Raw genomic sequence first — 24124 nt, 5'->3', positions numbered from 1 at the left:
CTACGCCACTGTTCCCGTCCGGCGGCGATGCAGGCAAGATGAAGGCCTGCAAGTCAGAACACAGGAAGCTGATCGTGACCGAAGCGTTTATTGTCGTTCAAACCGCCGAACAAGCCGTGGATCGGCTGGCGGCCCTGCACGAGCGTGCGACCACTGCGCTGAACCAGGCGCTCAAGCGTTATCTCAAGGATCGCGTCGAGCCGGATGCCGAGCAACGGGCCTTGTTTCGCTACCCGGCCCTGCGCTTGACCTATCATTGTCACGGCGAAGTCCCGCAAACCACTCGCGCCTACGCCAAGGTCCAGCTGCCGGGCACTTACAGCGTCACCGTCACCCACCCGGCCGCGTTTCGCAAATACCTGCTGGAACAGCTCGTGCCGTTGATGCACGACTTCACCGTCACCGTCGAGGTGGGTGTCAGCGAGCAGAACATTCCGTACCCGTACGTGGTGGAGCAGGGCGACGAGCTCGCCGGCTCCGGTGTGACTGCCGCGGTGCTGGCGCGAGTCTTCCCCAGCACCGATCTGTCAGCTGCCACCGATGGCATCGCCGACGGTCTCTACGATTGGGAAAACACCGACCCGCTGCCCCTGGCGCTGTTCGACGCCGCGCGGGTGGATTTCTCCTTGCGCCGGCTGGTGCACTACACCGGCAGCGACTGGCGCCATGTGCAGCCGTGGATCCTGCTCACCAACTACCACCGTTATGTCGACCAGTTCATTGTCCACGGCCTTGAGCAATTGCGCAGTGACCCGCGCTTCGTGCGGATGGTGTTGCCGGGCAACGTGATCATCGACAAGAACATGGATCACGGCGAAGCCTCTGCCATCGCCGCGGGCGTGGTCTGGCACCGCTACCAGATGCCGGCCTATCACTTGCAGGCCAGCGATGGCCATGGCGTGACCCTGGTGAACATCGGCGTCGGTCCGTCCAACGCCAAGAACATCACCGACCACCTGGCCGTGCTCCGTCCGCATTGCTGGCTGATGATCGGTCACTGTGGCGGGCTGCGGCAGTCCCAGACCATCGGCGACTACGTGCTGGCCCATGCCTACATGCGCCGCGATGGCATTCTCGACCGCGTGGTGCCGCCGAACATCCCGATCCCGGCCCTGGCCGAAGTGCAACTGGCACTCCAGCAGGCGGCGGCGAACATCACCGGCGAAAAAGGCGACGAGCTGAAAAAACGCTTGCGCACCGGCACTGTGCTGACCTACGACGATCGCAACTGGGAATTGCGCTGGGCCCAGGAACGGCCGCTGATCAACCTCTCCCGCGCGGTTGCGGTGGACATGGAAAGCGGCACCATCGCCGCCCAGGGTTATCGGCTGCGGGTGCCTTATGGCACGTTGCTTTGTGTTTCGGACAAGCCGCTGCACAGCGAGATCAAGCTACCGGGTTCCGCCAACGCGTTCTACGAGCGGGCGGTCAACCAGCACCTGAAGATCGGGATCGCCGCGCTGGACCTGTTGCGTAACGAACTCAATTCGTTGCATTCGCGAAAACTGCGCAGCTTCGACGAGCCGCCGTTCCGCTGATCGGGTAGTGGTCATTTAACGGTCGGGCCACTAGCATGGTCGGCCCAGACCGTTAGATGTTGTCGCTGCCATGCCCCGTCCGCCCCGTCCCGTTTCCCGCCGCCCTGGCGCGAAGCCTCCAGCCTCCGCCCCGCGCCGCGTGGCCAAGGCGCCTCCGACCGAGCCGAAACTGATCCTGTTCAACAAACCCTTCGATGTACTGACGCAATTCAGCGACGGTGAAGGGCGCGCCACGCTCAAGGATTTTATCGACGTGCCCGGCATCTACCCGGCCGGTCGCCTGGACCGTGACAGCGAAGGGCTGTTGTTGCTCACCAACGATGGACAGTTGCAGGCGCGCATCGCCGACCCCAAGCACAAACTGGCCAAGACGTACTGGGTCCAAGTCGAGGGGGAGCCGAGCGACGAACAGTTGCAGCGCCTGCGTGCCGGTGTGGAGCTGAACGATGGCATGACGCTGCCGGCCGAGGCCCGCCAATTGGAAGAACCGCAATTGTGGCCGCGCAATCCACCGGTGCGCTTTCGTAAAAGCGTACCGACGTCTTGGCTGGAATTGGTCATTCGCGAAGGGCGCAACCGCCAGGTGCGACGCATGACTGCCGCCGTGGGGTTGCCGACCTTGCGCCTGGTGCGCGTCAGGATTGGCGACTGGACAATCGAAGGACTCGACCAAGGCCAGTGGAAGCAAGTGCCAGCGCGTCTATAGCGTGCCGGATTCGATCAGGCCGATCACCACGCTCTTGATGATGAACGCCGCCACGCCCAGGCCCAGCACGAAAAACAGGATGAACGAACCAAAGCGTCCGGCCTTGGACTTCTTCGCCAGGTCCCAGACGATAAAGCCCATGAAAATGATCAGGATGCTGACCAGGCCGGTCATCATCCACTCTTCGAAAACAGCAGGATCCATCGGGGCACTCCGGCGTGGACGCGGTTGTAAAAAAGGCGGGGCGAGTATACGGCATGGGGGCGGGGTGCAGGATTGGGCTGCGGCGGTGTGTCGCAGCTATCCATCGCCTGGGCTGACGCCATCGCGAGCAAGCTCGCTCCCACAGGGACTTGGGGCGCTCGCAGATGTTGCGTTCGCCTGGATCCCATGTGGGAGCGAGCTTGCTCGCGATGGCGGCTTCAGCTGCGCAGATGCGTCAGCGGCAGCTCAGTGCTGTTGAGCACCTGGTTCAGCACGAAACTTGACCGCACGCTGGTGACCCCTTCGATCCGCGTCAGATGCCCCAACAGCAGTTTCTGGTAATGGTCCATGTCCGGTACCACCACCTTGAGCTGGTAGTCCGCATCAATGCCGGTGACCAGGCTGCACTCCTGCACTTGCGGCAGGTTGCGGATCGCGGCTTCGAAGGTTTCGAAGCGATCGGGGGTGTGGCGGTCCATGCCGATCAGCACGTAGGCGGTCAGGCTCAGGCCCAGCATCTTGCGGTCGAGCAGGGCGACCTGACGGGTGATGTAGCCGTCGTCTTCCAACTGCTTGACCCGCCGCGAGCACGGCGAGGGTGACAGGCCGATGCGTTCGGCCAATTCCTGGTTGGAGATACGCGCGTCGCGCTGCAATTCCGCCAGAATACTCAGGTCGTAACGGTCGAGTTTGCTCATCGAGCGGGCCTTTATTCGGTTAATTGCGTGAGATTATCCTTCCAAGGCTAAAAATTGCGCAAGTGGAGTTTATTCAAGCAATCTTCGCAATCCCCTGCTGGCGCCTCGGGCCTATGCTTACCACCAAGATCACTGCTCGGACAAACAGTCCAGTGCAGCCCGCCCAATCCGGCCGGCTGCGGTCGCAGTACCCACCGGTACTGGCAGACCCCCGAGCTGCACACTGTCCAGAAGACGGCGTGAGGTGAGCCGACGTCAAAAGCGTCGCGCACGGACGAAGTTCTCAAGGGGAGGCCGACGGGCCTCCCTTTTTTATGCCTGCGAAATAAACCTCGCGCCTGATAACCTGTCGCAGAACCGGCCTGGGCTTTCCCAGTCTTACTTTCAGGCCCCGAACCGTTGTGAGGAATTTCATGAAGTCGCGCATCTGGCGTTTGGCAGGTGTTGGTCTGTTGTGGGCAAGTGTCAGTGCGCAGGGAATGGCCGACGATCAGCAAAACCGTGGCGGCCCGGAAGGCGGCCCGGGGCAGAACGGACGAGGTGGCAATGGCCAGGGTTATCCAGGCCAGCCCCGGCAGCAAAGCAACGAGATCATCCGGGGCGACAACAGTCGACAGTTCGAGGTCCGGCCGCAAAATCCGGGTGGGCAGCAGTATGATCGTCCACCACAAGATCCCAATGCTTACGATCGCCCGCCGCAACAACAATCCGGTAATAACCTGCCGATCCAGGGCCGGCCCGACAGCGTGACCCAGACCCGTGAACCGCAACCGGGCTACTATCGCGACATCCCGCGTCGCAACGATGGCTACCCGAACTCGGGCCCACGACCCGGGCACGATGGTCGTCCCGACCAGCATTGGCCTGGCCGGCCCGATGGCCATGGCAACGGCTGGGGGCCGGGACCTCAATATCGCCCGGGGTATGTAATCGACCGTTTCCCTGATCGCAATTATCGCGTGCCCTATCGCGGCCACGATTATTTCTACTCCGGTGGCTACTGGTATCGCCCCCAAGGGCCACGTTATGTCGTGGTCCAGCCGCCACGGGGCATTCGTACCCGCTACCTGCCCGACTATGCCCGTGAGGTCTGGATCGGCAGCTCGCTGTTCTTCCTCGCCGCCGGCGCCTACTACATCTATGAAGCCAATACGCAGGATTACGTTGTGGTCGACGCGCCGGTCGCCAACCCGCAGCCGCAACCGCAGGGCAACAGTTTTGATGTGGTGGCTTACCCGGCGAACGGCCAGTCCCGGGAGCAGGTCAATCAGGACGGCTACGATTGCTACCGCTGGGCGGTGCAGCAGAGTGGGTTCGACCCGCGCAACTACACCTACCCGCCGGCGCCGGAAGTGGTGCAGGCCTATCGCCAGGCGCAGGGCAATTGCTTGAGTAGTCGTGGGTATCAGGTGACGTACTGATCACTCGAAGCAGAAACACGGGGTTCGGCATCAAGCGCTGGCGCGCTTCACCACTTCCGACGGATCTGCATGCACCAGCACTTCGGCCTTCGGATAAGCGCGATGTATCGCATCGGCGGCCTGATCGCTGATGCCGTGGGCCACTGACAGGGTCAATTCCCCGGGCAATTCCAGGTGCAGTTGGACAAACCAATGGTTGCCGGAGATCCGCGTACGCAGGTCATGGGCGCCGAGCACGCCGGGCACCGCACAGGCCAGCTCCAGCATGTGCCGGCTGACGTCGGGCGGCAGCTCTTCATCCATCAGCACGGCGAAGCTTTCCCGGGCGATCTGGATGGCGCTCCACAAGATGTACGCCGCGATGCCCAGGCCGAACCAGGCGTCGAATCGGTACCAGCCGAGCCCAGCCAGGACCAGCGCCACCAGGATGCTGCCGTTGAGCAACAAATCCGAGCGGTAATGCAGCGAATCGGCGCGCACGGCATTGGAGCCGGTGGCGCGGATGACCCGATGCTGCAGCGCCAACAGGGCAAGGGTCATGACCAGGGAAAACACGATCACGCCGACACTGAGCCAGGGCGCATCCACGGGCACCGGGTTTTTCAGCCGCTCGAAGGCCTGCAACGCGATCAGTACCGCACTGCCACCGATAAACAGGGCCTGGGCCATGCCGGCCAGGGATTCGGCCTTGCCATGCCCGTAGCGATGATCGTCATCGGCAGGGCGCAGCGCGTAATGCACCGCCAGCAGATTGAGCAGCGAGGTGACGCCGTCCAGCGCCGAGTCGGTCAGGCCGGCGAGCATGCTCACCGAGCCGCTGAGCCACCAGGCCAACGCCTTGGCGACGATCAAGACAAATGCCACGGCCACCGACGCCCGGGTGGCCAGGCGCAACAGGCGAGCGTGTTCGATGCTGGTGGTCATGGCGCGGTCTTCCTTGGGTTACGCCTGTTATGCGGCGGGTATGAGACCGAACGCGGCCAATTGCTGGACGTTGCCCTTGTGCTGGATAAGGCGAGGGTCGTCCAGCGGGAAGCTGCGGCCCAACTCGCTTTCCAGGATCGCTTGCAGCTTTTGGTTATTGATCGTGCCGTCGGGGTTGATGGCCGGCTTGAGTTTCTCCGGCTCGATCTGGACGCTGCGGCCCGGTTCGAAATAGATCGCGCCAGTGGCGAAGTCGACGGCGAAGGCGATCAGGCCGGGGATGATATAGAACAGCAGGCCGACGGCATCGAGGGCGGCGATGGCCGGGTCGATCTTGCCTTCGATCTGGCCGCGACGGTCCGGGTAGAAGATCGAGCCACACGCGCTGATCTGGGTCAGCAGGGTGGCGACCAGGACGCCGCCGATCACGCGAAAGGGAATACGCATAGCAATCTCCTGAGCAGGTATGGGCGTTGCTGGTTGGAGTCCAGACCACGCCAAACAGTTCGCCGTTATACTCGGCCCTCTGTTTTGGAGCCAGCATGATTTCTTTGCCGATTGATGAAGTTTTACCCGCGCTGCGCCAAGCCCTGGCCTCGCGCCACGAAGCGGTGCTCGAAGCCCCCCCCGGCGCCGGTAAAACCACCCGTGTTCCTCTGGCCCTGCTGAACGAGCCCTGGCTGGCCGGGCAGACCATCCTCATGCTCGAACCCCGGCGCCTGGCGGCACGGGCGGCGGCCGAGCGCCTGGCCAGCGAGCTGGGGGAAAAAATCGGTGAAACCGTCGGCTACCGGATTCGCCTCGACAGCAAGGTTGGCCCCACTACGCGCATCGAAGTGGTCACCGAAGGCATCCTCACCCGCCGCCTGCAGGATGATCCGGCACTGGAAGACGTGGGGCTGCTGATCTTCGATGAGTTCCATGAGCGCAGCCTCGACGCCGACCTCGCCCTGGCCCTGAGCCTCAATGGCCGCGAGCTGTTTCGCGAAGACCAGCCGCTGAAAATCCTGCTGATGTCCGCGACCCTGGAAGGCGAGCGCCTGGCCGGGCTGTTGGACGACGCGCCGATCCTGCGCAGCGAAGGACGTATGTTTCCGGTGTCGGTGCGTTGGGGCCGGCCGTTCCAGCCCGGCGAGTTCATCGAGCCACGACTGGTGCAGACCGTGCTCGAAGCGCTGCACGACGAGACCGGCAGCGTGCTTGTGTTCCTGCCCGGGCAGGCGGAGATTCGTCGCGTTCATCAACAGTTGGCCGAGGCCCTCGGTGACGGCGGCAACGTCTTGCTATGCCCGTTGCATGGCGAACTGGACCTCGCTGCCCAGCGCGCCGCCATCGATCCGGCACCGCCCGGCCAACGCAAAGTCGTGCTGGCCACCAACATTGCCGAGACGAGCCTGACCATCAACGGTGTGCGGGTAGTGGTGGACGCCGGCCTTGCCCGCGTGCCGCGATTCGATCCGGGCAGCGGCATGACCCGTCTCGACACCCAGCGCATCTCCCGCGCCAGCGCGACCCAGCGGGCCGGTCGTGCCGGGCGCCTGGAGCCGGGGGTGTGCTATCGGCTGTGGTCCGAAGACCAGCACGAACAGTTGGCCGCCTACGGCAGTGCCGAGATTCTCTCGGCGGACCTGGCCGGGTTGGCCCTGCAATTGGGACGCTGGGGCGTGACGCCGCAGCAGTTGGTGTGGCTAGACGTTCCGCCGACTGCCGCGTATGCCCAGGCCCAGGACCTGCTGCAACGTCTCGGCGCACTCGACGGCGGCCAACTGACCCGCCACGGCCAGTCTATGGCCGAACTGCCGGCCCATCCGCGAATCGCACACTTACTGTTGCGTGGCCAGGCGCTGGGGTTGGCGGACATGGCCTGCAACGTGGCGGCGCTGCTGGGCGAGCGCGACATCCTGCGCGGCGCCGGGGCGGATCTGCACAGCCGTCTGGTCTTGTTGTCCGGTGAAGAGCGAGCAGCACGCGGCGCCCAGGGTGGCGTTCAGCGAGCGCGGCAATTGGCCCGGCAATATCGCGGCTATCTGCGGGGCAAGGCCGAGGAAGCCGTCGCCGATCCCGATCATCCACGCTGGCTCGGTGCATTGTTGGCGTTGGCCTATCCGGATCGTGTCGCCCAGCAACGGCGCCCCGGCGGCGCGGAATATCGCCTGGCCAACGGCCGTGCGGCGCTGTTCGCCGAGGCCGACAGCCTGATGAAACAACCCTGGCTGGTCATCGCCGATTTGGGCAGCCGCCAGGGCCAGCGGGAAGAGCGGATCTACCTGGCGACGGATTTCGACCCGTCCCTGTTTGATTCAGTGCTGGCCGAACAGGTGCATACGGTCGATCAACTGGACTGGGACGAGCGCGAAGGCGTGCTGCGGGCTGAGCGTCAGCGCAAGGTCGGCGAACTGGTGCTCAGCCGCGAGCCGATGACCGGCCTGGATGAGGCGGCCCGCAGCCAGGCACTGGTCAATCTGGTCCGGCGCAAAGGCCTCGAACTGCTGCCGTGGACGCCGGAGTTGCGGCAATGGCAGGCGCGCGTGGCGCTGTTGCGTCGGCTCGATAGGGAGAGCAAGGGCGAAAGCGAATGGCCGGACGTCAGCGATGCGGCGTTGCTGGAGAGCCTCGAGCACTGGTTGATGCCTTTCCTGGGGCGGGTGTCGCGACTCAGTCATTTCGCCAACCTGGATCTGTCGAGCATCGTCCACAACCTGCTGCCCTGGCCACTGCCGCAACGCTTGGACGAACAGGCGCCGCACCATTTGAGCGTGCCTTCCGGGTCGTCGATTCGCCTGGACTACAGCGAACATCCACCGATCCTGGCGGTGCGCTTGCAGGAACTCTTCGGCCTGTCCGACACCCCGCGCATCGCCGGCGGACGGCAGGTGGTCAAGCTGCACTTGTTATCGCCGGCACGTCGACCGGTGCAGGTCACCCAGGATTTGGCGAACTTCTGGCGCAGCACCTATGCCGAGGTGAAGAAAGACCTCAAGGGGCGTTATCCCAAGCATTACTGGCCGGATGATCCGCTGGTGGCGGAAGCGACGGCGCGGGCCAAGCCGCGCAAATAACCTGATTCCACCGCAGTGGGCAAGGCGAGTCTGACTAAGGCATCGCCGGCAACAGAAACCGCGCAATCACCGGCAAATGGTCGGAGATTCGCAACGTGTCGTCCTGCCGGACCTGGGCTTCGACCCGCTTGAGGCGCGGACTGTAGAACAGGTAGTCGACGGTCCGGTCGGGGCCGTTGAGGCCCGGGTCGTTGGGGTAGTGGGTCAGCCAGTGTGCGCGGTCGATGCCACTGGCCTCGTTGTTGGTGGGGATCATCGGGTATTTATCCCACAACAGGTGCAGCTCACTGTCGGCGGAGTAGGGCGAGCGCTGTTCGGATGCCAGGCGCCTGTATTGGCCCAGGGGCAACAGGTTGAAATCGCCACCGATCAGCCAGGGCGTGCCGGCCGACTCCAGCTTGTCGAGGGACTTGGACACGGCACCGATCTGTTTCTGCGCGGTGTCGTCCGGTTGCGTGGCCCGCTCCAGGTGCGTATTGAGCACTGCCAGCTGCCCCCCGCCGTCCAGGGGCAGGTAGCTCACGAGCAGGGCGTTTTTCGGCTGGAACTGGCGGCTGATGAAGTTCTCATCAGCCACCGGCAATTGCACTCGCTCGGCGTGGTCGATGCGGTAGCGGCTCAGCGTCGCCAACTGCCGGCCGACGCTGCCGAAGATCCTCGGGTTGGGGATGAAATCGGCTTTCCAATCGAACGCGCTGGTGCCGCACGGGTAGAGGTCGGCCAGGCGTTCCTGCAACAGCTTGAGCTGGTCCTGGTAGGCGCTGGCCTTGGCGCCGTTGTCGAGTTCCTGGAGCAACACCACATCCGGTTGCTCGTCGCGAATGACCCGGGCCACTTCGTCCAGGCTGAAGGCCATGTCTTCCGGGGTCGGGCTTTCATCGTTGCCGCGGGCCAGGTCGTGCCAGAACACGTAGCGCTTGCCGGCCAGGAATTGCACGTTCCAGGTCATCACCTTCAAGGCTTGGCCTGGCATCAACGACGCGGCGTTCGCGGCACAGCTGACGGGCAGCGTTTCCCGGGCCTGGGGACGCCATGTCAGGCCATAAACCGAAAAGGCGCCGATGCCGATAATCAACAACAGGCCCAGCAGGGCGTATCGCAGCAGACGGGTCATGATTCAGGTTTTTCCGCAATCAACATGAACATGCGGAACAGCACCACCGTGGTGAACAGTTGCAGGAAGCTGTGGATGCTGTCGATCAGCAAACTGACCAAGGGGTTCTGCGGCGGCGGATACACCGAGACGCTGGCGCCCTTGAGCAGCCACAACGGGATCATCACGGCCAGGATGCACAGCAGGATTCGCCAGAAATGACCGCGACTCATGCGCAGGCTTTCCTTCATCGCAGCCAGTGGCGCCATGCCTTTGAGCACCAACAGGTATTCACCGAAGGCGAGGACGACCATCAGCCATAGTCCCGGCAGGAAATACAACGAGATGCCAATCAGGATCAGCAGCGTATTGAGGGCGGTCAGCAAGGCGAAGCGTGGCCATTGCAGGAGCGACGCCGCTAACAGATCGCGGGGGCGAGGGGCTTCGCCACGACTGCGGGCGTCGAGAAACAGAATCAACGCCGCCGTGTACAGCGGGTACACCAATAACCCGACGATCACGCTGTAGCCGGAAAAATCGTCGGCCCCGACGGCGCTGTCCACCCCTTGCTGCAGCACCGCCTCGAGTATCACCAGCGGCAGGCACAACTGGGCGATGCGGCCCAGATGGCGCTTGAAAAAATACAAGGAGTCACGCAGTACTTCTAACGGATTCATGGGTCGGTATCGCAATTCAGAAAAGCGGTCCGACACTTTACCCATCAGCCGCCCGCATAAACAAACGTAAACATCAGGTAAAGAGCGTTGAAAGCGTCTTGGCGGACCCCATTACTGACGGGCACCGGTCTTATGCGGACCGGCTTGGTTTTTTATCCGGCAATCTGATGAGGTCGCCATGAACAGCGAAGAACAAACCCTGATCGATGGACTGTTTTCACGGCTGCAACAGGCCGAAAAGGATTCAGCCCCACGCGACGCCCAGGCCGAGGCGCGGATCAAGGAACATTTGGCCAAGCAGCCTGCGGCAGGTTATTTCATGGCCCAGGCGATCCTGGTGCAAGAGGCGGCGATCAAGCGCCTGGACGAGCAGAACACCCAGCTCACCCAGCAGATCGAACAACTGCAAGCGCAGTTGCAGCAGTCCCGCAGCCAGGCATCTGCCCCAAGCGGTGGCGGTGGTTTCCTCTCGAGCATCTTCGGCGGCAGTAACCGCGATTCCCGCCCCGCGAGCGCGCCGGCCTCCAGCGGAGGCGGCTGGCGCGAACCGGCGCGCCCATCTTTCAATGCGCCGACACAGCAGGGCTTCGGCGCCGCGCCGGGCAACTATGGTGCGCCGCCGCAGCAAGCCCCGGCGGCGGGCAGCTTCCTCGGCGGAGCGCTGAAGACCGCAGCGGGCGTGGCCGGTGGCGTGATGTTGGCTCAAGGCATCAGCAGCCTGTTCTACAGCAATCAACCCCAGGAAATCGTCGAGGTTCTCAAGGAGGAACCGGCCCAACCCGTCAACGACACTGCCAACAGTGGCGACAATGGCTGGAGTGACGAGCCGCGCGTGGCTGACAACGACACCTATGGCAATGACCAAGGCGGGTTTAGCGACGCGGATTACAGCGACGATTCATCTTTCTTCGGCGACGACGACTCCTTCGTCTGACCCGCCATTCGTCCGGGGCGCCCTGGCGCCTCGAGGCGATTACTCGCAGAACATTCCTCGAGGCTGGCATACTGGGCGACTTTTCGGGCCGGGTGGCCTGCGCGCGTGCGTATCAACGAGGAAACGCGGTGAAAAAAATTGCAGTGTTCGCCGATGTCCAGAACCTCTACTACACCGTACGCCAAGCCTATGGCTGCCATTTCAACTATGCGGCGCTGTGGGCTGATGTCAGCAAGCAGGGGCAGATCGTCGAGGCCTATGCCTACGCGATCGATCGCGGCGACAGCAAGCAACAGCAGTTCCAGCAGATCCTGCGCAACCTGGGTTTCACTGTGAAGCTCAAGCCCTATATCCAGCGCAGCGACGGCTCGGCCAAGGGCGACTGGGACGTGGGCATTACCCTCGACATCATGGACGCCGCCGATCACGTCGATGAGGTGGTGCTGGCCTCAGGCGATGGCGATTTCGACATGTTGCTCGAACGCATCATCAGCAAGCACGGCGTGCAAGCGGTGGCCTACGGTGTGCCGGGGCTGACCGCCAATTCACTGATCCGCGCCGCCAGCCGCTACGTGCCCATCGAAGGCGCGCTGCTGCTCAAGAATTGATCTTCAAGGAGCCCCACAGGTTTGGAACGCATCGCAGTCATCGACTTTGAAACCACCGGCATCACCCCGAGCAGCAGTTGCCGGGCCACGGAAATCGCCGTGGTGATCCTTGAACAAGGCCGAATCGTCGACCGTTATCAGAGCCTGATGAATGCCGGTGTGCGCGTCCCTGCGTTTATCGAGCAACTGACCGGCATCAGCAACGCCATGCTGCGCAACGCACCTGCGGCTGAAAAGGTGATGAATGAGGTCAACGAGTTTGTCGGCATCACGCCGCTGCTGGCGCATAACGCCGCGTTCGACCAGAAGTTCTGGGACTTCGAACTCGGGCGCATCAAGCGCACCCGCCTGCAGAACTTTGCCTGTTCATTGTTGCTGGCCCGACGCTTGATGCCATCGGCACCGAACCACAAGCTCGGCACGCTCAACGCCTTCGCCTGTCTTCCCCACACCGGCCAGGCTCACCGGGCCATGGCCGATGCCGAAATGGCCGCCAACCTCACCGCGCACCTCGCCGCGGAATTACGCCAGAAGCATGGGCTGCGGGAACTGTCCCACGACCTGCTGTGCAGTTTGCAGAAAGTGCCGGCGGCGAAGATCAACGAGCACCTCAAGCGGCATCGCGGGTTCTGAAGGCGCTGGGAAACCCCGTGGGGGCGGGCAAGCCCGCTCCCAGATTGAAAAGTGTATGGCTCGGATAAACAGGTTTTGTAACTTAATTTCTGTCGAGCGCCTTTTTAGAATGACGGGTTTCATCGTCCTGACTTCGAGTTGAACATGCCTGGCACACGCCGTTTTCCCTTGCCGTTGATCGCTGCCTTCTTCGCCTTGTACGTCATCTGGGGTTCGACCTACCTGGTGATTCGCATTGGCGTCGAGCATTGGCCGCCGTTGTTGCTGGCGGGGATTCGTTTCGTGATTGCCGGATCGCTGATGTACGGCTTCCTGCGCTGGCGCGGGGCACCGGCACCGACCTGGGCGCAGTGGAAGGCCGGGGCGCTGATTGGCGTGTTGCTGCTCACTTTTGGCAATGGCGCGGTGAGTGTCGCCGAACATACGGGGGTGGCATCCGGCGTGGCGGCGTTGGCCGTGGCGACGGTGCCTTTGTTTACCTTGCTCTGCGGATATTTCTGGGGCGCGCGTAATACCCGTCTGGAATGGGCCGGGATTGTATTGGGGCTGATCGGCATCGCCATGCTCAACCTCGGTTCGAACCTGCAATCGAGCCCGATGGGGGCGGCCTTGCTGGTGTTTGCGGCGGCTTCCTGGGCCTTCGGTTCGGTGTTGAGCAAACACCTGCCGTTGCCGGCGGGGGCGATGGCCAGCGCCGTGGAAATGCTGGTGGCCGGCGTGGTGCTGTTGATCGGCAGCTTCGCCAGTGGCGAGCGCCTGGAAAGCATGCCGCCGCTGGAAGGCTGGTTCGCGCTGGTGTACCTGATCGGTTTTGGTTCGATCATCGCCTTCAATGCCTACATGTACCTGCTCAAGCATGTGCGTCCGGCAGCGGCCACCAGCTATGCCTACGTCAACCCGGCGGTGGCGGTGTTGCTGGGGATCGTTTTCGCCGGTGAAACCATCGGCATCGAGGAAGCCTTGGCGATGCTGGTGATCATCAGTGCTGTGGTGTTGATCGGCTTGCCGCAGTGGCGCAAGCCCAAGCCTGCACCGGCCGAATCCTGATTTAGGGTAAACTGCCGCGCATTGCACACCCTGCGCTGATTTTTCCTACGGTACCTCCATGACTTTCGCCACCCTTGGCCTGATCGAACCCCTGCTGCGCGCCCTCGAGACGCTCGGCTACCAGACTCCGACCCCGGTCCAGGCCCAAGCCATGCCGGCCGTGCTCGCCGGGCGCGACCTCATGGCCGCGGCCCAGACCGGCACTGGCAAGACCGCCGGTTTCGCCGTGCCGCTGTTGCAGTTGCTGACCACCGAAGGGCCGAAAGTCGCCGCCAACTCGGTGCGTGCGTTGATCCTGGTGCCGACCCGCGAGCTGGCCGAGCAGGTCCACGAAAGCGTGCGCCAGTATGCGCAGAACCTGCCATTGAGCACCTACGCTGTGTACGGCGGCGTCAGTATCAATCCGCAGATGATGAAGCTGCGCAAAGGCGTCGACTTGCTGGTGGCCACGCCGGGCCGCTTGCTCGACCTGTTCCGCCAGAACGCGCTGAAGTTCAACCAATTGCAGACCCTGGTGCTGGACGAAGCCGACCGCATGCTCGACCTGGGTTTCTCCGAAGAACTGGCGAATATCTACAAGGCCCTGCCGAAGAAGCGCCAGACGCTGCTGTTCTCCGCTACGTTCTCCGATGCCATCCGCTTGTTGGCCGGGCAGATGCTCAACGACCCGCTGAGCATCGAAGTGAGCCCGCGCAACGTCGCCGCCAATACCGTCAAGCAATGGGTGGTGACGGTGGACAAGAAGCGCAAGCCGGAATTGTTTGTTCACTTGATGCGCAAGCACAAGTGGAAGCAAGTCCTGGTGTTCGCAAAGACCCGTAATGGCGTCGATGCGCTGGTGGAAAAGCTCCAGGGCCTGGGTGTGAATGCCGATGGCATCCACGGTGACAAGCCCCAGGCGACCCGCCAGCGTGCGCTGGATCGCTTCAAGGCCAGCGAAGTGCAGATTCTGGTGGCCACCGACGTGGCCGCCCGTGGCTTGGATATCGAAGATTTGCCGTTGGTAGTGAACTTCGACCTGCCGATCGTCGCCGAGGACTACATCCACCGCATCGGCCGGACCGGTCGGGCGGGTGCTACCGGGCAGGCGATTTCCCTGGTCTGCGCCGATGAAGTGAACCTGCTGTCGGCCATCGAGACCTTGACCCGTCAGACACTGCCCCGGCAGATGGAACAGGATTTCGAACCGGAACACCGCGTACCGGAAACCGATGCCAGCGGTCAGGTCATCAAGAAACCGAAAAAGCCGAAGAAACCAAAAACCCAGGGCAGCGGCGGCAAGCGCAACCTGGGCAAGTGGGTGGACAGCGGTGACGCGGCGCCGGTGGAACCATCGGTCAAGCCTGTGCGAAAAGTGCCGGTGTTCAATACCGGGCCGCGCAAGCGCAAGCCTTGATGATCTGCCGCGCCTCGGTTTCAATCCGGGCGCTGTAACCACTCAAGCATTCCTAGCCCCGCCGCCCGGCCACTGGCAAAGCATGCCGTGAGCAGATAACCGCCAGTCGGCGCTTCCCAGTCGAGCATCTCCCCGGCGCAGAAAACCCCGGGGAGCTGCTTGAGCATCAGCCGTTCGTCCAAGGCTTCGAACGTCACGCCGCCGGCGCTGCTGATGGCTTCGTCCAGTGGACGGGTTTTCACCAGCGTGACTGGCAACGCCTTGATCGCTTCCGCCAGCCGCGTCATATCGACGAAGCAATCGGCAGGCGCCAGCTCGCGCAACAGCGCCGCTTTGACCCCGTCGAGCCCAAGTTGGCTGTGCAAGTGCTTGGCCATCGAGCGTGACCCGCGTGGTTTGTTCAAGGCCTGGACAATCTTGTCCACAGGCCGGCCCGGCAGCAGGTCCAGATGAATGGCCGCGCGGCCGTGCTGGTTGATGGCCTCGCGTATCCCGGCCGACAGCGCGTAGATCAGGCTGCCTTCGATGCCGGTGGCGGTGATGACGCATTCGCCGAGGCGCGGTACATCGTCGTTGAGACCGATGGCGATGTTCTTCAGCGGGGCACCGGCGAACTTACCGATCATCAGGTCGCTCCAGCCGTCGACGTCGAAGCCGCAATTGCTCGGCTGCAAGGGCGCCAGGGCCACGCCGCGCTGTTCCAGCGGCAGCATCCAGGCGCCATCGGAGCCCAGGCGCGACCAGCTGCCGCCGCCCAGTGCCAGTAAGGTTGCCTCGGGCGCAAGACTCTTCTCACCCTCCGGGCTGGCGATGCGCAGGCTGCCGTCCGGATTCCAACCCAGCCAGCGGTGGCGGGTGTGGATCGCCACGCCGGCCTCTCGTAGACGCTTGAGCCAGGCGCGCAGCAGCGGGGCGGCTTTCATGTCGGTCGGGAACACGCGCCCGGAGCTGCCGACGAAGGTGTCGATGCCCAGACCATGAATCCATTGGCACAACTCATCCGCGCCGAATGCTCGCAGCAGCGGGGCGATATTCGGCGCGCGCTCGCCGTAGCGGGAGAGAAATGCCGGGAAGGCTTCCGAGTGGGTGATGTTCATGCCGCCGACACCCGCCAGGAGAAACTTCCTGCCCACCGAGGGCATGCCGTCGTACAGATCGACCCGGACACCGGCCTGGCTCAACACCTCGGCCGCCATCAAGCCGGCGGGGCCGCCGCCGATGATGGCGATGTTTGGGGGGCGAGATGGGGTGGTCAAGGTCATGGTTTGGACTGCGGGGCTGGAATAGGCCAGGCATTCTACCAGCACAGGTCACTGATATCCCTGCGGGCTAGGTGGTGTGTTCCGATAAGGTGATCAAAAAACAACCAAGCCCCTGCAAGCTATAGGCAGCAACGGCTGCGAGCCGTTTCGCTCAGGTTATCCACAGGCCGCTCCACAGGCATTGTGGGTAACGCGCCCAGATTTCAATGACAGCCTGATGACGTCCAGACCTTTTGTGCGCTGTGATGCAGGATCCCGTGGCGTCGGGCCAGGGCCTTGCGGTCCTTGCTGTAGCCACCGCCGATGACGCCAACCACTGGAATGTCCCGTCCCAGGCAATGGCGCATGACACTCTCATCCCGGGCGGCGAGGCCTTCATCGGTCAGTTTGAGGTAGCCGAGGGCGTCGTCCTTGTGCACGTCGACACCGGCGTCATACAGCACCAGGTCTGGCTGGTAGAGCGGCAGCAGGTAATTGAGCGCATCGTCCACGACTTTAAGGTAAGCGGCATCGTCCATGCCCATCGGCAGCGGAATGTCCCAATCGCTTTGCGCCTTGCGTGCGGGAAAATTCTTTTCGCAGTGCAGGGAAACTGTCACGGCGTCCGGGGTGTCATGGAGTATTCGGGCCGTACCGTCGCCCTGGTGCACGTCGCAGTCGAAAATCAGCACCCGCGAGACCCGGCCGCTGGCCAGGAAGTAGCGACTGATCACCGCCAGGTCATTGAAGATACAAAAGCCGGCCGGGTGGTCGTAGTGGGCATGATGGGTGCCGCCGGCCAGGTGACAGGCCAGTCCGTGTTCGAGGGCTTGTTCAGCGGCAAGGAGTGAACCGCCCACGGCGCGTACCGTTCTTCGCGCCAAGGCTTCGCTCCAGGGCAGGCCGAGTCGCCGTTGGTCTTCGCGGGACAACTCGCCATCCATGTAGCGTTCGATATAAGCGCGGTCATGGGCCAGGGCGAGAATGTCCGGCGGGCACAGGGCGGGACGCAGCAAGTCCGCATCCGTGGTCAGGCCGGTCTCCACCAGGTGATCGCGCAGCAGGCGGAACTTGTCCATGGGGAAGCGGTGTTCCGCTGGGAATTCGGGGCTGTAGTCTTCGTGGTAGATAAGCGGCAGGGGCATGGTGTTTTCAGCGGTGAATGAGTGAAGGATCCTACCAGCGATGTAGACTCTGGGCATGGAAAGGGAGTGAAGATGGAGCCGATACTGGAACTGGAAAGCGCACGGCTGATTCTGCGACAGTGGCGTGACGATGATTTGCCGGCATTTGCAGCCATGTCTGCCGATCCGCAAGTGATGCGTTATTTTCCGGCGCCCTTGAGTCGCCTGGAAAGCGCTGCGTTGATCGGCCGCGTGCGCGGGCATTTTGCCGAGCATGGTTTTGGTTTGTGGGCCTTGGAGCGCAAGGACACCGGCGCTTTCATTGGTTTCACCGGGCTGGGCGTGGTCGGGTTTGATGCGCATTTCACCCCTGCGGTGGAAATCGGCTGGCGCCTGGCCCGCGAACATTGGGGGTTGGGTTATGCCAGCGAAGCAGCGTGGACGGCGTTGCGCTGTGCCTTCGATCGCCTGGGCCTGGACGAAGTGGTGGCGTTTACCGCTGTGGATAACCTGCCGTCGCAGAAGGTCATGCAGGCCATCGGCATGCAGCATGATCCGGCGGATGACTTCGAACATCCAAAACTCGCGGTCGGGCATCCATTGCGTCACCATGTGCTCTATCGCATCGATCGTGAGCAGTGGTTGCAGACTCTGCACGGTTAGCCGACACGGACGTTACAATGCCCGCCAAAATGGCCCGGGCCAATTATCGATCCGTCGCAGCAGAGACTGCGCGGTTTTTGCGCTGTGTGAGGAAAGTCTGAATGAGCCACGTGTTGGAAGATCTGGTCGACCTGCTGACCCTGGAACCGATCGAAGAGAACCTGTTTCGCGGACGCAGCCAGGACCTCGGGTTTCGCCAGTTGTTCGGCGGCCAGGTGTTGGGCCAATCATTGTCGGCGGCCAGCCAGACCGTGGAAGAGGCGCGCCACGTGCATTCGATGCACGGTTATTTCCTGCGTCCGGGGGATGCGGCACTGCCGGTGGTCTACCAGGTCGATCGCGTGCGGGACGGCGGCAGCTTCAGCACCCGTCGGGTCACGGCGATCCAGAAGGGCAACCCGATCTTCACCTGCAGCGCCTCGTTCCAGTATGACGAGCAGGGTTTCGAGCACCAGAGCACCATGCCCCAGGTTGTCGGGCCGGAGAACCTGCCCTCCGAGTTGGAACTGACCCAGCAGCGAGCGCATCTGTTGCCTGAGCACATGCGCGAAAAACTGCTGTGCCCCAAGCCGATCGAGGTGCGCCCGGTCACTGAAAAAGACCCTTACAACCCGCAACCGGCCGATCCGGTCAAATACGTCTGGTTCCGTGCCGATGGTGCCTTGGCGGACATCCCGGCCCTGCACAAATACCTGCTGGCCTACGCGTCGGACTTCGGCCTGTTGACCACCTCGATGCTGCCCCACGGCAAATCGGTATGGCAGAAGGATATGCAGGTCGCCAGCCTTGACCACGCGCTGTGGTTCCATGCCGACCTGCGCGCCGATGACTGGTTGCTCTATGCGATGGACAGCCCGTGGGCCGGTAATTCCCGTGGGTTTTCCAGGGGCAGCGTGTTCAATCGCGCCGGCCAGTTGGTGGCCTCGGTGACCCAGGAAGGCCTGATCCGCCATCGCAAGGACTGGGCATGAGCCTGGCCGATGTACGGCATTGGGTATTCGACATGGACGGCACGCTGACCGTCGCTGTGCATGACTTCGCTGCGATCCGCGTGGCCCTGGCAATTCCGGCCGAGGACGACATCCTTACGCACCTGGCGGCGTTACCCTCGCAAGAAGCCGCCGCCAAGCACGCCTGGCTGCTGGACCACGAACGGGATCTGGCGCTGGGCTCAAAGCCTGCGCCGGGGGCGGTCGAGTTGGTGCGTGAGCTGGCCGGGCGTGGGTACCGCCTGGGCATCCTGACCCGCAACGCTCGCGAGCTGGCCCACATCACCCTCGAAGCGATCGGCCTGGCGGATTGTTTCGCGGTAGAGGACGTGCTGGGCCGCGACGAGGCACCGCCCAAGCCGCATCCCGGCGGCCTGTTGAAACTGGCTGAGGCCTGGAACGTGGCGCCAGACACGATGGTGATGGTGGGGGACTACCGCTTTGATCTGGACTGCGGTCGTGCGGCGGGGGCGCGGACGGTGTTGGTGAATCTGCCGGATAATCCCTGGCCGGAGCTGACGGATTGGCATGCGCGGGATTGCCTTGAGTTGCGGCGGATGTTGTCGGCGTGAGATTGATATTCGCTGGCTAGCCGCCATCGCGAGCAAGCTCGCTCCCACAGTGGATGTGTGGCGAACAGGAAAACCCTGTGGGAGCGAGCTTGCTCGCGATGAGGCCCTATCAGTCGACACAAAACTCACTGCCCAAACAAAACCCTCAGCCCCTCCGGCGAATTGAACATTCCATCCCCATCATGCCCGACCCCGGGCACTTCGATCAGTCGCTGGTTCAGCCCCTGCGGATGGCGCCGCGTCAGGTAATCGAAAAAGAAATGCCCGCGCAGCAGTCGATACGCGCCCTGGGTCTGTGCTTCGCAACCTTTATCCAGCGCTGGGTGTTCGGGGTCGATGTCCTGTTGTCCCAGCAAATAAGTGATGTCGCGCTTGATGTAGTGATCCTCGAGTTGCGCGGCTGTTTGCCCGGCAGCATAGGCGGGCAGGTGCTCCAGGCCGTATTTCCAACGGTTGAAGGAGGGGCAACTGGCAGGTGCGAATGCCATGGGCCGTTGGGCGTCCAAGTAGGCATACGATGATGGATTGGCAATGACGAACCGTGGCGTGATGCGATACGTGCCATGGGCAAGCAGGGCATAGCGCTGCACGACCTGGGCGCCACCGGAATGACCGGCAATCACGATCTCCTTCACTTCCGGAAATTGCTGCCGGTCGCTGACCCGCGCCACGATATCGTCCAGCACCTGGAATGAACTGACCGGATTGGGCCCTGTGGACAGCCCGCCGGCCATCCAATCGTTGCCTTGCCAGCGCAGGAGTTCGGCGGGCAGTTGATGGCGGGCCACGTCCAGTTCGTTGAGAAACTGCGGGGCGATGACCAATGTCGTTGCGGTTTGACCGGCCTGCGCAGCGGCCTTTTCGCCGCTGCGAAGATACGTGTCGGCATTGCGCAGCCGACCGTGGACGATGATCAGCACCCGTTGGATCGACGCCGGCGGCGGGCTCACGGCAACGGCCATGATCCCGCCCTTGAACAGCAGGCGACCCTGGGCGACCGTCTTGACGGCGTGTTCTTCGGCCTGGACAACGGTGCTACAGAGCACCAGCCAGATCAGCGCCATCCACTTCATCTACAGGTTTTTCGCCGCAAAGGTGTCGCACTGGCTGACCTGGCCCTGGGCGAAACCGGTCTTGAACCAGCGCATCCGTTGCGCCGACGTGCCATGGGTGAAGGAGTCCGGCACCACGCGGCCCTGGCCTTGCTGCTGCAGGCGGTCGTCGCCGATGGCATTGGCGGCGGTCAAGGCTTCCTCGATGTCCCCCGGCTCAAGCCAGTTCAGGCGTTTTTGCGCGTGGTTGGCCCAGACACCGGCCAGGCAATCGGCCTGAAGTTCCTGGCGCACCAGCAAACCGCCGTCACCTTCCATCTGCCGGCCTTGCTGGCGCGCCTCCTGGATCTTTGCCGAGACGCCGAGCAGCGTCTGCACGTGGTGGCCGACCTCATGGGCGATGACGTAAGCCTGGGCGAAGTCGCCGGCGGCGGAGAAGCGCTGGGACATTTCCTGGAAGAAACTCATGTCCAGGTAGACCTGCCGGTCCGCCGGGCAATAAAACGGGCCGGTCGCCGAGGACGCCAGGCCGCACGCCGAGTTGACCCGACCGCTGAACAGCACCAGTTTGGGTTGTTGGTATTGGCGTCCGGCCTGCTGGAAGACCTGGCCCCAGGTATCCTCGGTGTCGCCGAGGATGGAGCGCACGAATTCGGCCTGCTCATCGTTGGCCGGGGGCGCCTGGCGGGTTTGCGAGGAGGTGGGAGCGGAACCCTGGTCCATTTGCCCGGCGAGTTGTCCCAGGATCTGCATGGGGTCCTGGCCGGTGATCCAGCCAATGCCGACGATCAGCAGGATGGCCGTCAGGCTCAAGCCCTTGCCACCGCCGAACCGCATCCCGCCACCGCCCCCACCGTCACCACGGGCGTCCACCACGTTGTCACTGCGGCGACCTTTTTTCCATAACATGTGGGAAATCCTCTGAATGGCCCTGCGAAGAGATGACTGCCGTGGCGATGAGTCTAGCTTTCCGACGCCCAAGGTGCGCGCCGCGCTTGAGCTGTCAGGCAACTGCGAAGGATTTTGGTTCATCGGCGAGCCAATCCTGTCCGGCCGCGCAATTTTCATTACACTTGGGATCCAGAACTTATCGGAACCCTCGCTGGCCCAATAACTGCACTGTGCATCGCGGCCTCGACATCAAGCAACGCAGGTTTCCTTCATGACCCTCAGCACTCCGCTCTCCGGCGTCAATCAGGCTTTCAAGGGCATCGTGCTTATCCTGGTCGCAACGTTCCTGTTCTCCAGTCACGACGCGTTGTCCAAATATCTCTCGGGTTTTTATCCGATCATCATGGTGGTCTGGGCCCGTTACGTGGTGCACACCTTGTTGATGGCAGGGATTTTCCTGCCGCGCTCGGGACTGCGGGTTCTGCGTACCAAGCGTCCGTTGTGGCAGGTTGCCCGGGCGTTGTGCCTGTTAGGCACCAGTCTGTTCTTCACCACGGCGCTGATGTACATCCCCTTGGCGGAGGCGACGGCGGTCAACTTCCTCGCCCCCGTGCTGGTCACTGCATTATCGGTACCGTTGCTGGGCGAGCACGTGACGCGCGGCCAGTGGATTGCGGTGATCTTCGGTTTTATCGGGGTATTGATCATCGTTCATCCCGGTGGCGATCTGTTCACGCCCGCGGTGCTGTTGCCGTTCTGTTCGGCGCTGTTTTTCTGTTTCTACCAACTGCTCACCCGCAAGCTCGCCGAGATCGACAGCCCCACGACCAGCAATTTTTTTGCAGGGTTGTGCAATACGCTGGTGATGAGCGCGTTGGTGCCGTTCTTCTGGCAGGTGCCGAGCGTGACCCACGGGTTGATGATGCTCGCGCTGGGGGCATGCGGGATGACTGCGCACTTGATGCTGACCCAGGCCTTCCGTTTCGCCGCCCCGGCGCTGCTGGCGCCGTTCGGGTACTGCCAGATTGTCTTCGCCGGGCTGCTGGGCTGGTTGTTGTTCAGCCATACGCCGACGTTGACCACCGTGGTGGGCATCACCTTGATCTGCTTGAGTGGGTTGGCGGCGGCGTGGCAACAGCGGCGCAAGTGATTGCCTGCATACGTTGCCTGTGGCGAGGGGATAAACCCCTCGCCACAGGGTTCGGCTTCAGCTTTCCAGCGTCGGCACCTTGCGCGGCGCCATGAAGTACATCCAGGCCAGCGCGATGAAGTACATCGCCGGGATCAGGGTGAACAGCACGGTGTAATTGTTGTTCGTGATCGTGAGGATGTGCCCCACCAACTGAGTCATGAACATCCCGCCGATGGCCGCGCACATGCCGCCGAAGCCAAACACTGTGCTCATCATGTGCTTGGGCGTGTAGTCCATCACCAGGCTCCAGATGTTCGCAGTCCAGGCCTGGTGCGCGCCAATCGCCAGGGAAATCGCAAACACCGCCACCCACAGGCTGCTGGAGCCGGCGGCCATGATCACGCCGACGATGCAGCAGGCGAACAGCAGCATGGACATCAGTCGCGCCTTGATCGGATTGACCCCGCGGCCAATCAGGAATGACGACAGGATCCCGCCGCCGACGCTGCCGAAATCGGCGGTCAGGTAGATGATGATCAGTGGAATGCCCATCTGGGTCACGTTGATGCCCAGGTTGTATTGCTGGTTCAGGAACGGCGGCAGCCAGTAGAGATAGAACCAGAACACCGGCGCAGTGATCGAGTAGGCCAGGGCGAACGCCCAGGTGCCGCGCATGCGCAGGATTCGAGAGAAGGGCACGCGGGCCTGATCCGGTTCGTCCTGGGCCTGGATGTAGTCCAGTTCCGACTGTTTCACGCTCGGGTGGTCTTCCGGGTTGAAGTACTTCAGGGCCCAGAACACCAGCCAGATCCCGCCGAGAGCGGCCATGCACAGGAACGCGGCCTGCCAGCCCCACACGTGCAAGACCAGCGGCAACAACATCGGAGTGAACATCGCGCCGACGTTGGTCCCGGCATTGAAGATGCCGGTGGCCACGGCCCGTTCGCCGGCCGGGAACCACAGCCGCGTGGTTTTTACACAGGCGGGATAGTTGGCGGCTTCGGTCAGGCCGAGGATGAAGCGGCAAACCATGAAGCCCACTGCCGAGGTGGCCAAGCCGTGGGCGCCGGTCGCCAGGCTCCAGAGCAGCACGGCGCAGAAGAACACGCGTTTGACGCCGATCCGGTCGATCAAGCGGCCCTGCAGCACGAAGCCGACCGCATAACCGACCTGGAACCAGAAATTGATATTGGCGTAGTCCATCGCCGTCCAGCTCATTTCCTTGGCCAGTATCGGTTGCATCACCCCAAGGGCGGCGCGGTCGATGTAGTTCAGCGTGGTGGCGAAAAACACCAGGGCGAGCATGCCCCAACGGGTCTTGCCCACGGCCATCGCGCCACGGATCTTGTCACCGATGCTACCGCTGGCGGCAACCGGGCCGTGGGCCAGGCGGGAACTTTGGGAAGGAATCATAAGGTGTACCCGTTCTTGAAATTCTTATGGTGTGGTCTGGGTCTGCATTGAACCCGAAGTCAGGCGTCAATGTGGGGCCGATGGTGGGCAGTGGACAAAAAATCGTCAA

At 62.8% G+C, this 24124-nt stretch carries 24 protein-coding genes; 13 read left to right on the top strand and 11 right to left on the bottom strand.

Annotated features, from left to right (window positions below):
* The first annotated feature begins 38 nt into the window (after positions 1-38).
* On the top strand, positions 39-1538 hold the full coding sequence (amn, locus tag J3P79_RS23155; protein WP_434611589.1) for an AMP nucleosidase: 1500 nt from the start codon (positions 39-41) through the stop codon (positions 1536-1538).
* A 139-nt stretch (positions 1539-1677) separates the two neighbouring features.
* Positions 1678-2244, top strand: a complete 567-nt coding sequence (locus tag J3P79_RS23150) for a pseudouridine synthase (RefSeq protein ID WP_434611587.1) — start codon at positions 1678-1680, stop codon at positions 2242-2244.
* Here J3P79_RS23150 and J3P79_RS23145 read toward each other — a convergent pair.
* Together J3P79_RS23145 and J3P79_RS23140 are read right to left on the bottom strand one after the other, a co-directional pair.
* Entirely contained in the window at positions 2239-2448 is a 210-nt protein-coding gene (locus J3P79_RS23145; RefSeq protein ID WP_039594082.1) for a DUF2788 domain-containing protein, read from the bottom strand. The genes J3P79_RS23150 and J3P79_RS23145 overlap by 6 nt on opposite strands.
* Before the next feature lie 218 nt (positions 2449-2666).
* Positions 2667-3146, bottom strand: a complete 480-nt coding sequence (locus tag J3P79_RS23140; RefSeq protein WP_039594083.1) for an Lrp/AsnC family transcriptional regulator — start codon at positions 3144-3146, stop codon at positions 2667-2669.
* Between the two features lie 413 nt (positions 3147-3559).
* On the opposite strand from J3P79_RS23140, the gene J3P79_RS23135 reads away from it, so the two are divergent.
* A complete protein-coding gene (locus tag J3P79_RS23135; RefSeq protein ID WP_434605894.1) occupies positions 3560-4567 on the top strand; it encodes a DUF6515 family protein in 1008 nt (335 codons plus the stop codon).
* Between the two features lie 30 nt (positions 4568-4597).
* Here the strand turns inward: J3P79_RS23135 and J3P79_RS23130 are convergent, their stop codons facing one another.
* Both J3P79_RS23130 and J3P79_RS23125 read right to left on the bottom strand, forming a co-directional pair.
* On the bottom strand, positions 4598-5491 hold the full coding sequence (locus J3P79_RS23130) for a cation diffusion facilitator family transporter (protein WP_434605893.1): 894 nt from the start codon (positions 5489-5491) through the stop codon (positions 4598-4600).
* Positions 5492-5518: 27 nt separating this feature from the next.
* Positions 5519-5938, bottom strand: a complete 420-nt coding sequence (locus J3P79_RS23125) for a polyribonucleotide nucleotidyltransferase (protein WP_434605891.1) — start codon at positions 5936-5938, stop codon at positions 5519-5521.
* A 95-nt stretch (positions 5939-6033) separates the two neighbouring features.
* Between J3P79_RS23125 and hrpB the strand changes: the two genes are divergently transcribed.
* Positions 6034-8550 (top strand): ATP-dependent helicase HrpB, encoded by a 2517-nt coding sequence (hrpB, locus tag J3P79_RS23120; protein WP_434605889.1) that lies wholly within the window; start codon positions 6034-6036, stop codon positions 8548-8550.
* Positions 8551-8584: 34 nt separating this feature from the next.
* On the opposite strand, the gene J3P79_RS23115 is transcribed toward hrpB, so the two are convergent.
* Together J3P79_RS23115 and J3P79_RS23110 are read right to left on the bottom strand one after the other, a co-directional pair.
* A complete protein-coding gene (locus J3P79_RS23115) occupies positions 8585-9664 on the bottom strand; it encodes an endonuclease/exonuclease/phosphatase family protein (protein WP_434605887.1) in 1080 nt (359 codons plus the stop codon).
* Complete coding sequence (locus tag J3P79_RS23110; protein WP_434605886.1) at positions 9661-10320, bottom strand: YciC family protein; 660 nt, start codon at positions 10318-10320, stop codon at positions 9661-9663. The genes J3P79_RS23115 and J3P79_RS23110 overlap by 4 nt, the downstream gene beginning before the upstream one ends.
* 178 nt (positions 10321-10498) lie before the next feature.
* On the opposite strand from J3P79_RS23110, the gene J3P79_RS23105 reads away from it, so the two are divergent.
* The 5 genes from J3P79_RS23105 (at position 10499) to J3P79_RS23085 (ending at position 14938) form a co-directional block, all read left to right on the top strand.
* Positions 10499-11254 (top strand): DUF2076 domain-containing protein, encoded by a 756-nt coding sequence (locus tag J3P79_RS23105; protein WP_434605884.1) that lies wholly within the window; start codon positions 10499-10501, stop codon positions 11252-11254.
* A 128-nt stretch (positions 11255-11382) separates the two neighbouring features.
* Positions 11383-11862 carry an NYN domain-containing protein gene (locus tag J3P79_RS23100; RefSeq protein WP_030140338.1) on the top strand — a complete coding sequence of 160 codons (480 nt, stop codon included), beginning with the start codon at positions 11383-11385 and terminating at the stop codon, positions 11860-11862.
* 21 nt (positions 11863-11883) lie between these two features.
* A complete protein-coding gene (locus J3P79_RS23095; RefSeq protein WP_434605882.1) occupies positions 11884-12495 on the top strand; it encodes a 3'-5' exonuclease in 612 nt (203 codons plus the stop codon).
* Between the two features lie 144 nt (positions 12496-12639).
* On the top strand, positions 12640-13542 hold the full coding sequence (yedA, locus tag J3P79_RS23090) for a drug/metabolite exporter YedA (RefSeq protein WP_434605880.1): 903 nt from the start codon (positions 12640-12642) through the stop codon (positions 13540-13542).
* A 58-nt stretch (positions 13543-13600) separates the two neighbouring features.
* On the top strand, positions 13601-14938 hold the full coding sequence (locus J3P79_RS23085) for a DEAD/DEAH box helicase (protein WP_434605878.1): 1338 nt from the start codon (positions 13601-13603) through the stop codon (positions 14936-14938).
* Positions 14939-14958: 20 nt separating this feature from the next.
* Here the strand turns inward: J3P79_RS23085 and J3P79_RS23080 are convergent, their stop codons facing one another.
* Entirely contained in the window at positions 14959-16200 is a 1242-nt protein-coding gene (locus tag J3P79_RS23080; protein ID WP_434605876.1) for a TIGR03862 family flavoprotein, read from the bottom strand.
* A gap of 203 nt (positions 16201-16403) precedes the next feature.
* Positions 16404-17324, bottom strand: a complete 921-nt coding sequence (locus tag J3P79_RS23075; RefSeq protein ID WP_434605874.1) for a histone deacetylase family protein — start codon at positions 17322-17324, stop codon at positions 16404-16406.
* 72 nt (positions 17325-17396) lie between these two features.
* Between J3P79_RS23075 and J3P79_RS23070 the strand changes: the two genes are divergently transcribed.
* The 3 genes from J3P79_RS23070 to J3P79_RS23060 all read left to right on the top strand — a co-directional run bounded on the left by J3P79_RS23070 (position 17397) and on the right by J3P79_RS23060 (position 19527).
* The gene (locus J3P79_RS23070) at positions 17397-17966 is read left to right on the top strand and encodes a GNAT family N-acetyltransferase (RefSeq protein WP_434605871.1); all 570 of its coding nucleotides are present in this window, start codon (positions 17397-17399) and stop codon (positions 17964-17966) included.
* Positions 17967-18067: 101 nt separating this feature from the next.
* Positions 18068-18937 (top strand): acyl-CoA thioesterase II, encoded by an 870-nt coding sequence (tesB, locus tag J3P79_RS23065; RefSeq protein ID WP_039594097.1) that lies wholly within the window; start codon positions 18068-18070, stop codon positions 18935-18937.
* Positions 18934-19527: an HAD family hydrolase gene (locus J3P79_RS23060; protein ID WP_434605869.1), complete on the top strand. Its 594-nt coding sequence runs from the start codon at positions 18934-18936 to the stop codon at positions 19525-19527. Before tesB ends, J3P79_RS23060 begins: the two co-directional genes overlap by 4 nt.
* Positions 19528-19652: 125 nt before the next feature.
* Here J3P79_RS23060 and J3P79_RS23055 read toward each other — a convergent pair whose 3' ends face one another.
* Together J3P79_RS23055 and ypfJ are read right to left on the bottom strand one after the other, a co-directional pair.
* The gene (locus J3P79_RS23055; RefSeq protein WP_434605867.1) at positions 19653-20600 is read right to left on the bottom strand and encodes an alpha/beta hydrolase; all 948 of its coding nucleotides are present in this window, start codon (positions 20598-20600) and stop codon (positions 19653-19655) included.
* Positions 20601-21488 (bottom strand): KPN_02809 family neutral zinc metallopeptidase, encoded by an 888-nt coding sequence (gene ypfJ, locus J3P79_RS23050; RefSeq protein ID WP_434605865.1) that lies wholly within the window; start codon positions 21486-21488, stop codon positions 20601-20603. It abuts the gene before it with no gap.
* Positions 21489-21741: 253 nt separating this feature from the next.
* Between ypfJ and J3P79_RS23045 the strand changes: the two genes are divergently transcribed.
* Entirely contained in the window at positions 21742-22620 is an 879-nt protein-coding gene (locus J3P79_RS23045) for a DMT family transporter (RefSeq protein ID WP_434605864.1), read from the top strand.
* Between the two features lie 57 nt (positions 22621-22677).
* Here J3P79_RS23045 and J3P79_RS23040 read toward each other — a convergent pair whose 3' ends face one another.
* Positions 22678-24015, bottom strand: coding sequence for an MFS transporter (locus J3P79_RS23040; RefSeq protein ID WP_434605862.1), 1338 nt, complete (start codon positions 24013-24015; stop codon positions 22678-22680).
* Positions 24016-24124: the final 109 nt, after the last annotated feature.

The organism is Pseudomonas sp. R1-7, assembly GCF_051132105.1.
Taxonomy (GTDB): domain Bacteria; phylum Pseudomonadota; class Gammaproteobacteria; order Pseudomonadales; family Pseudomonadaceae; genus Aquipseudomonas.
The sequence above is the reverse complement of the archived record's forward strand: the minus strand, read 5'-3'. Positions and strand labels throughout refer to the sequence as shown.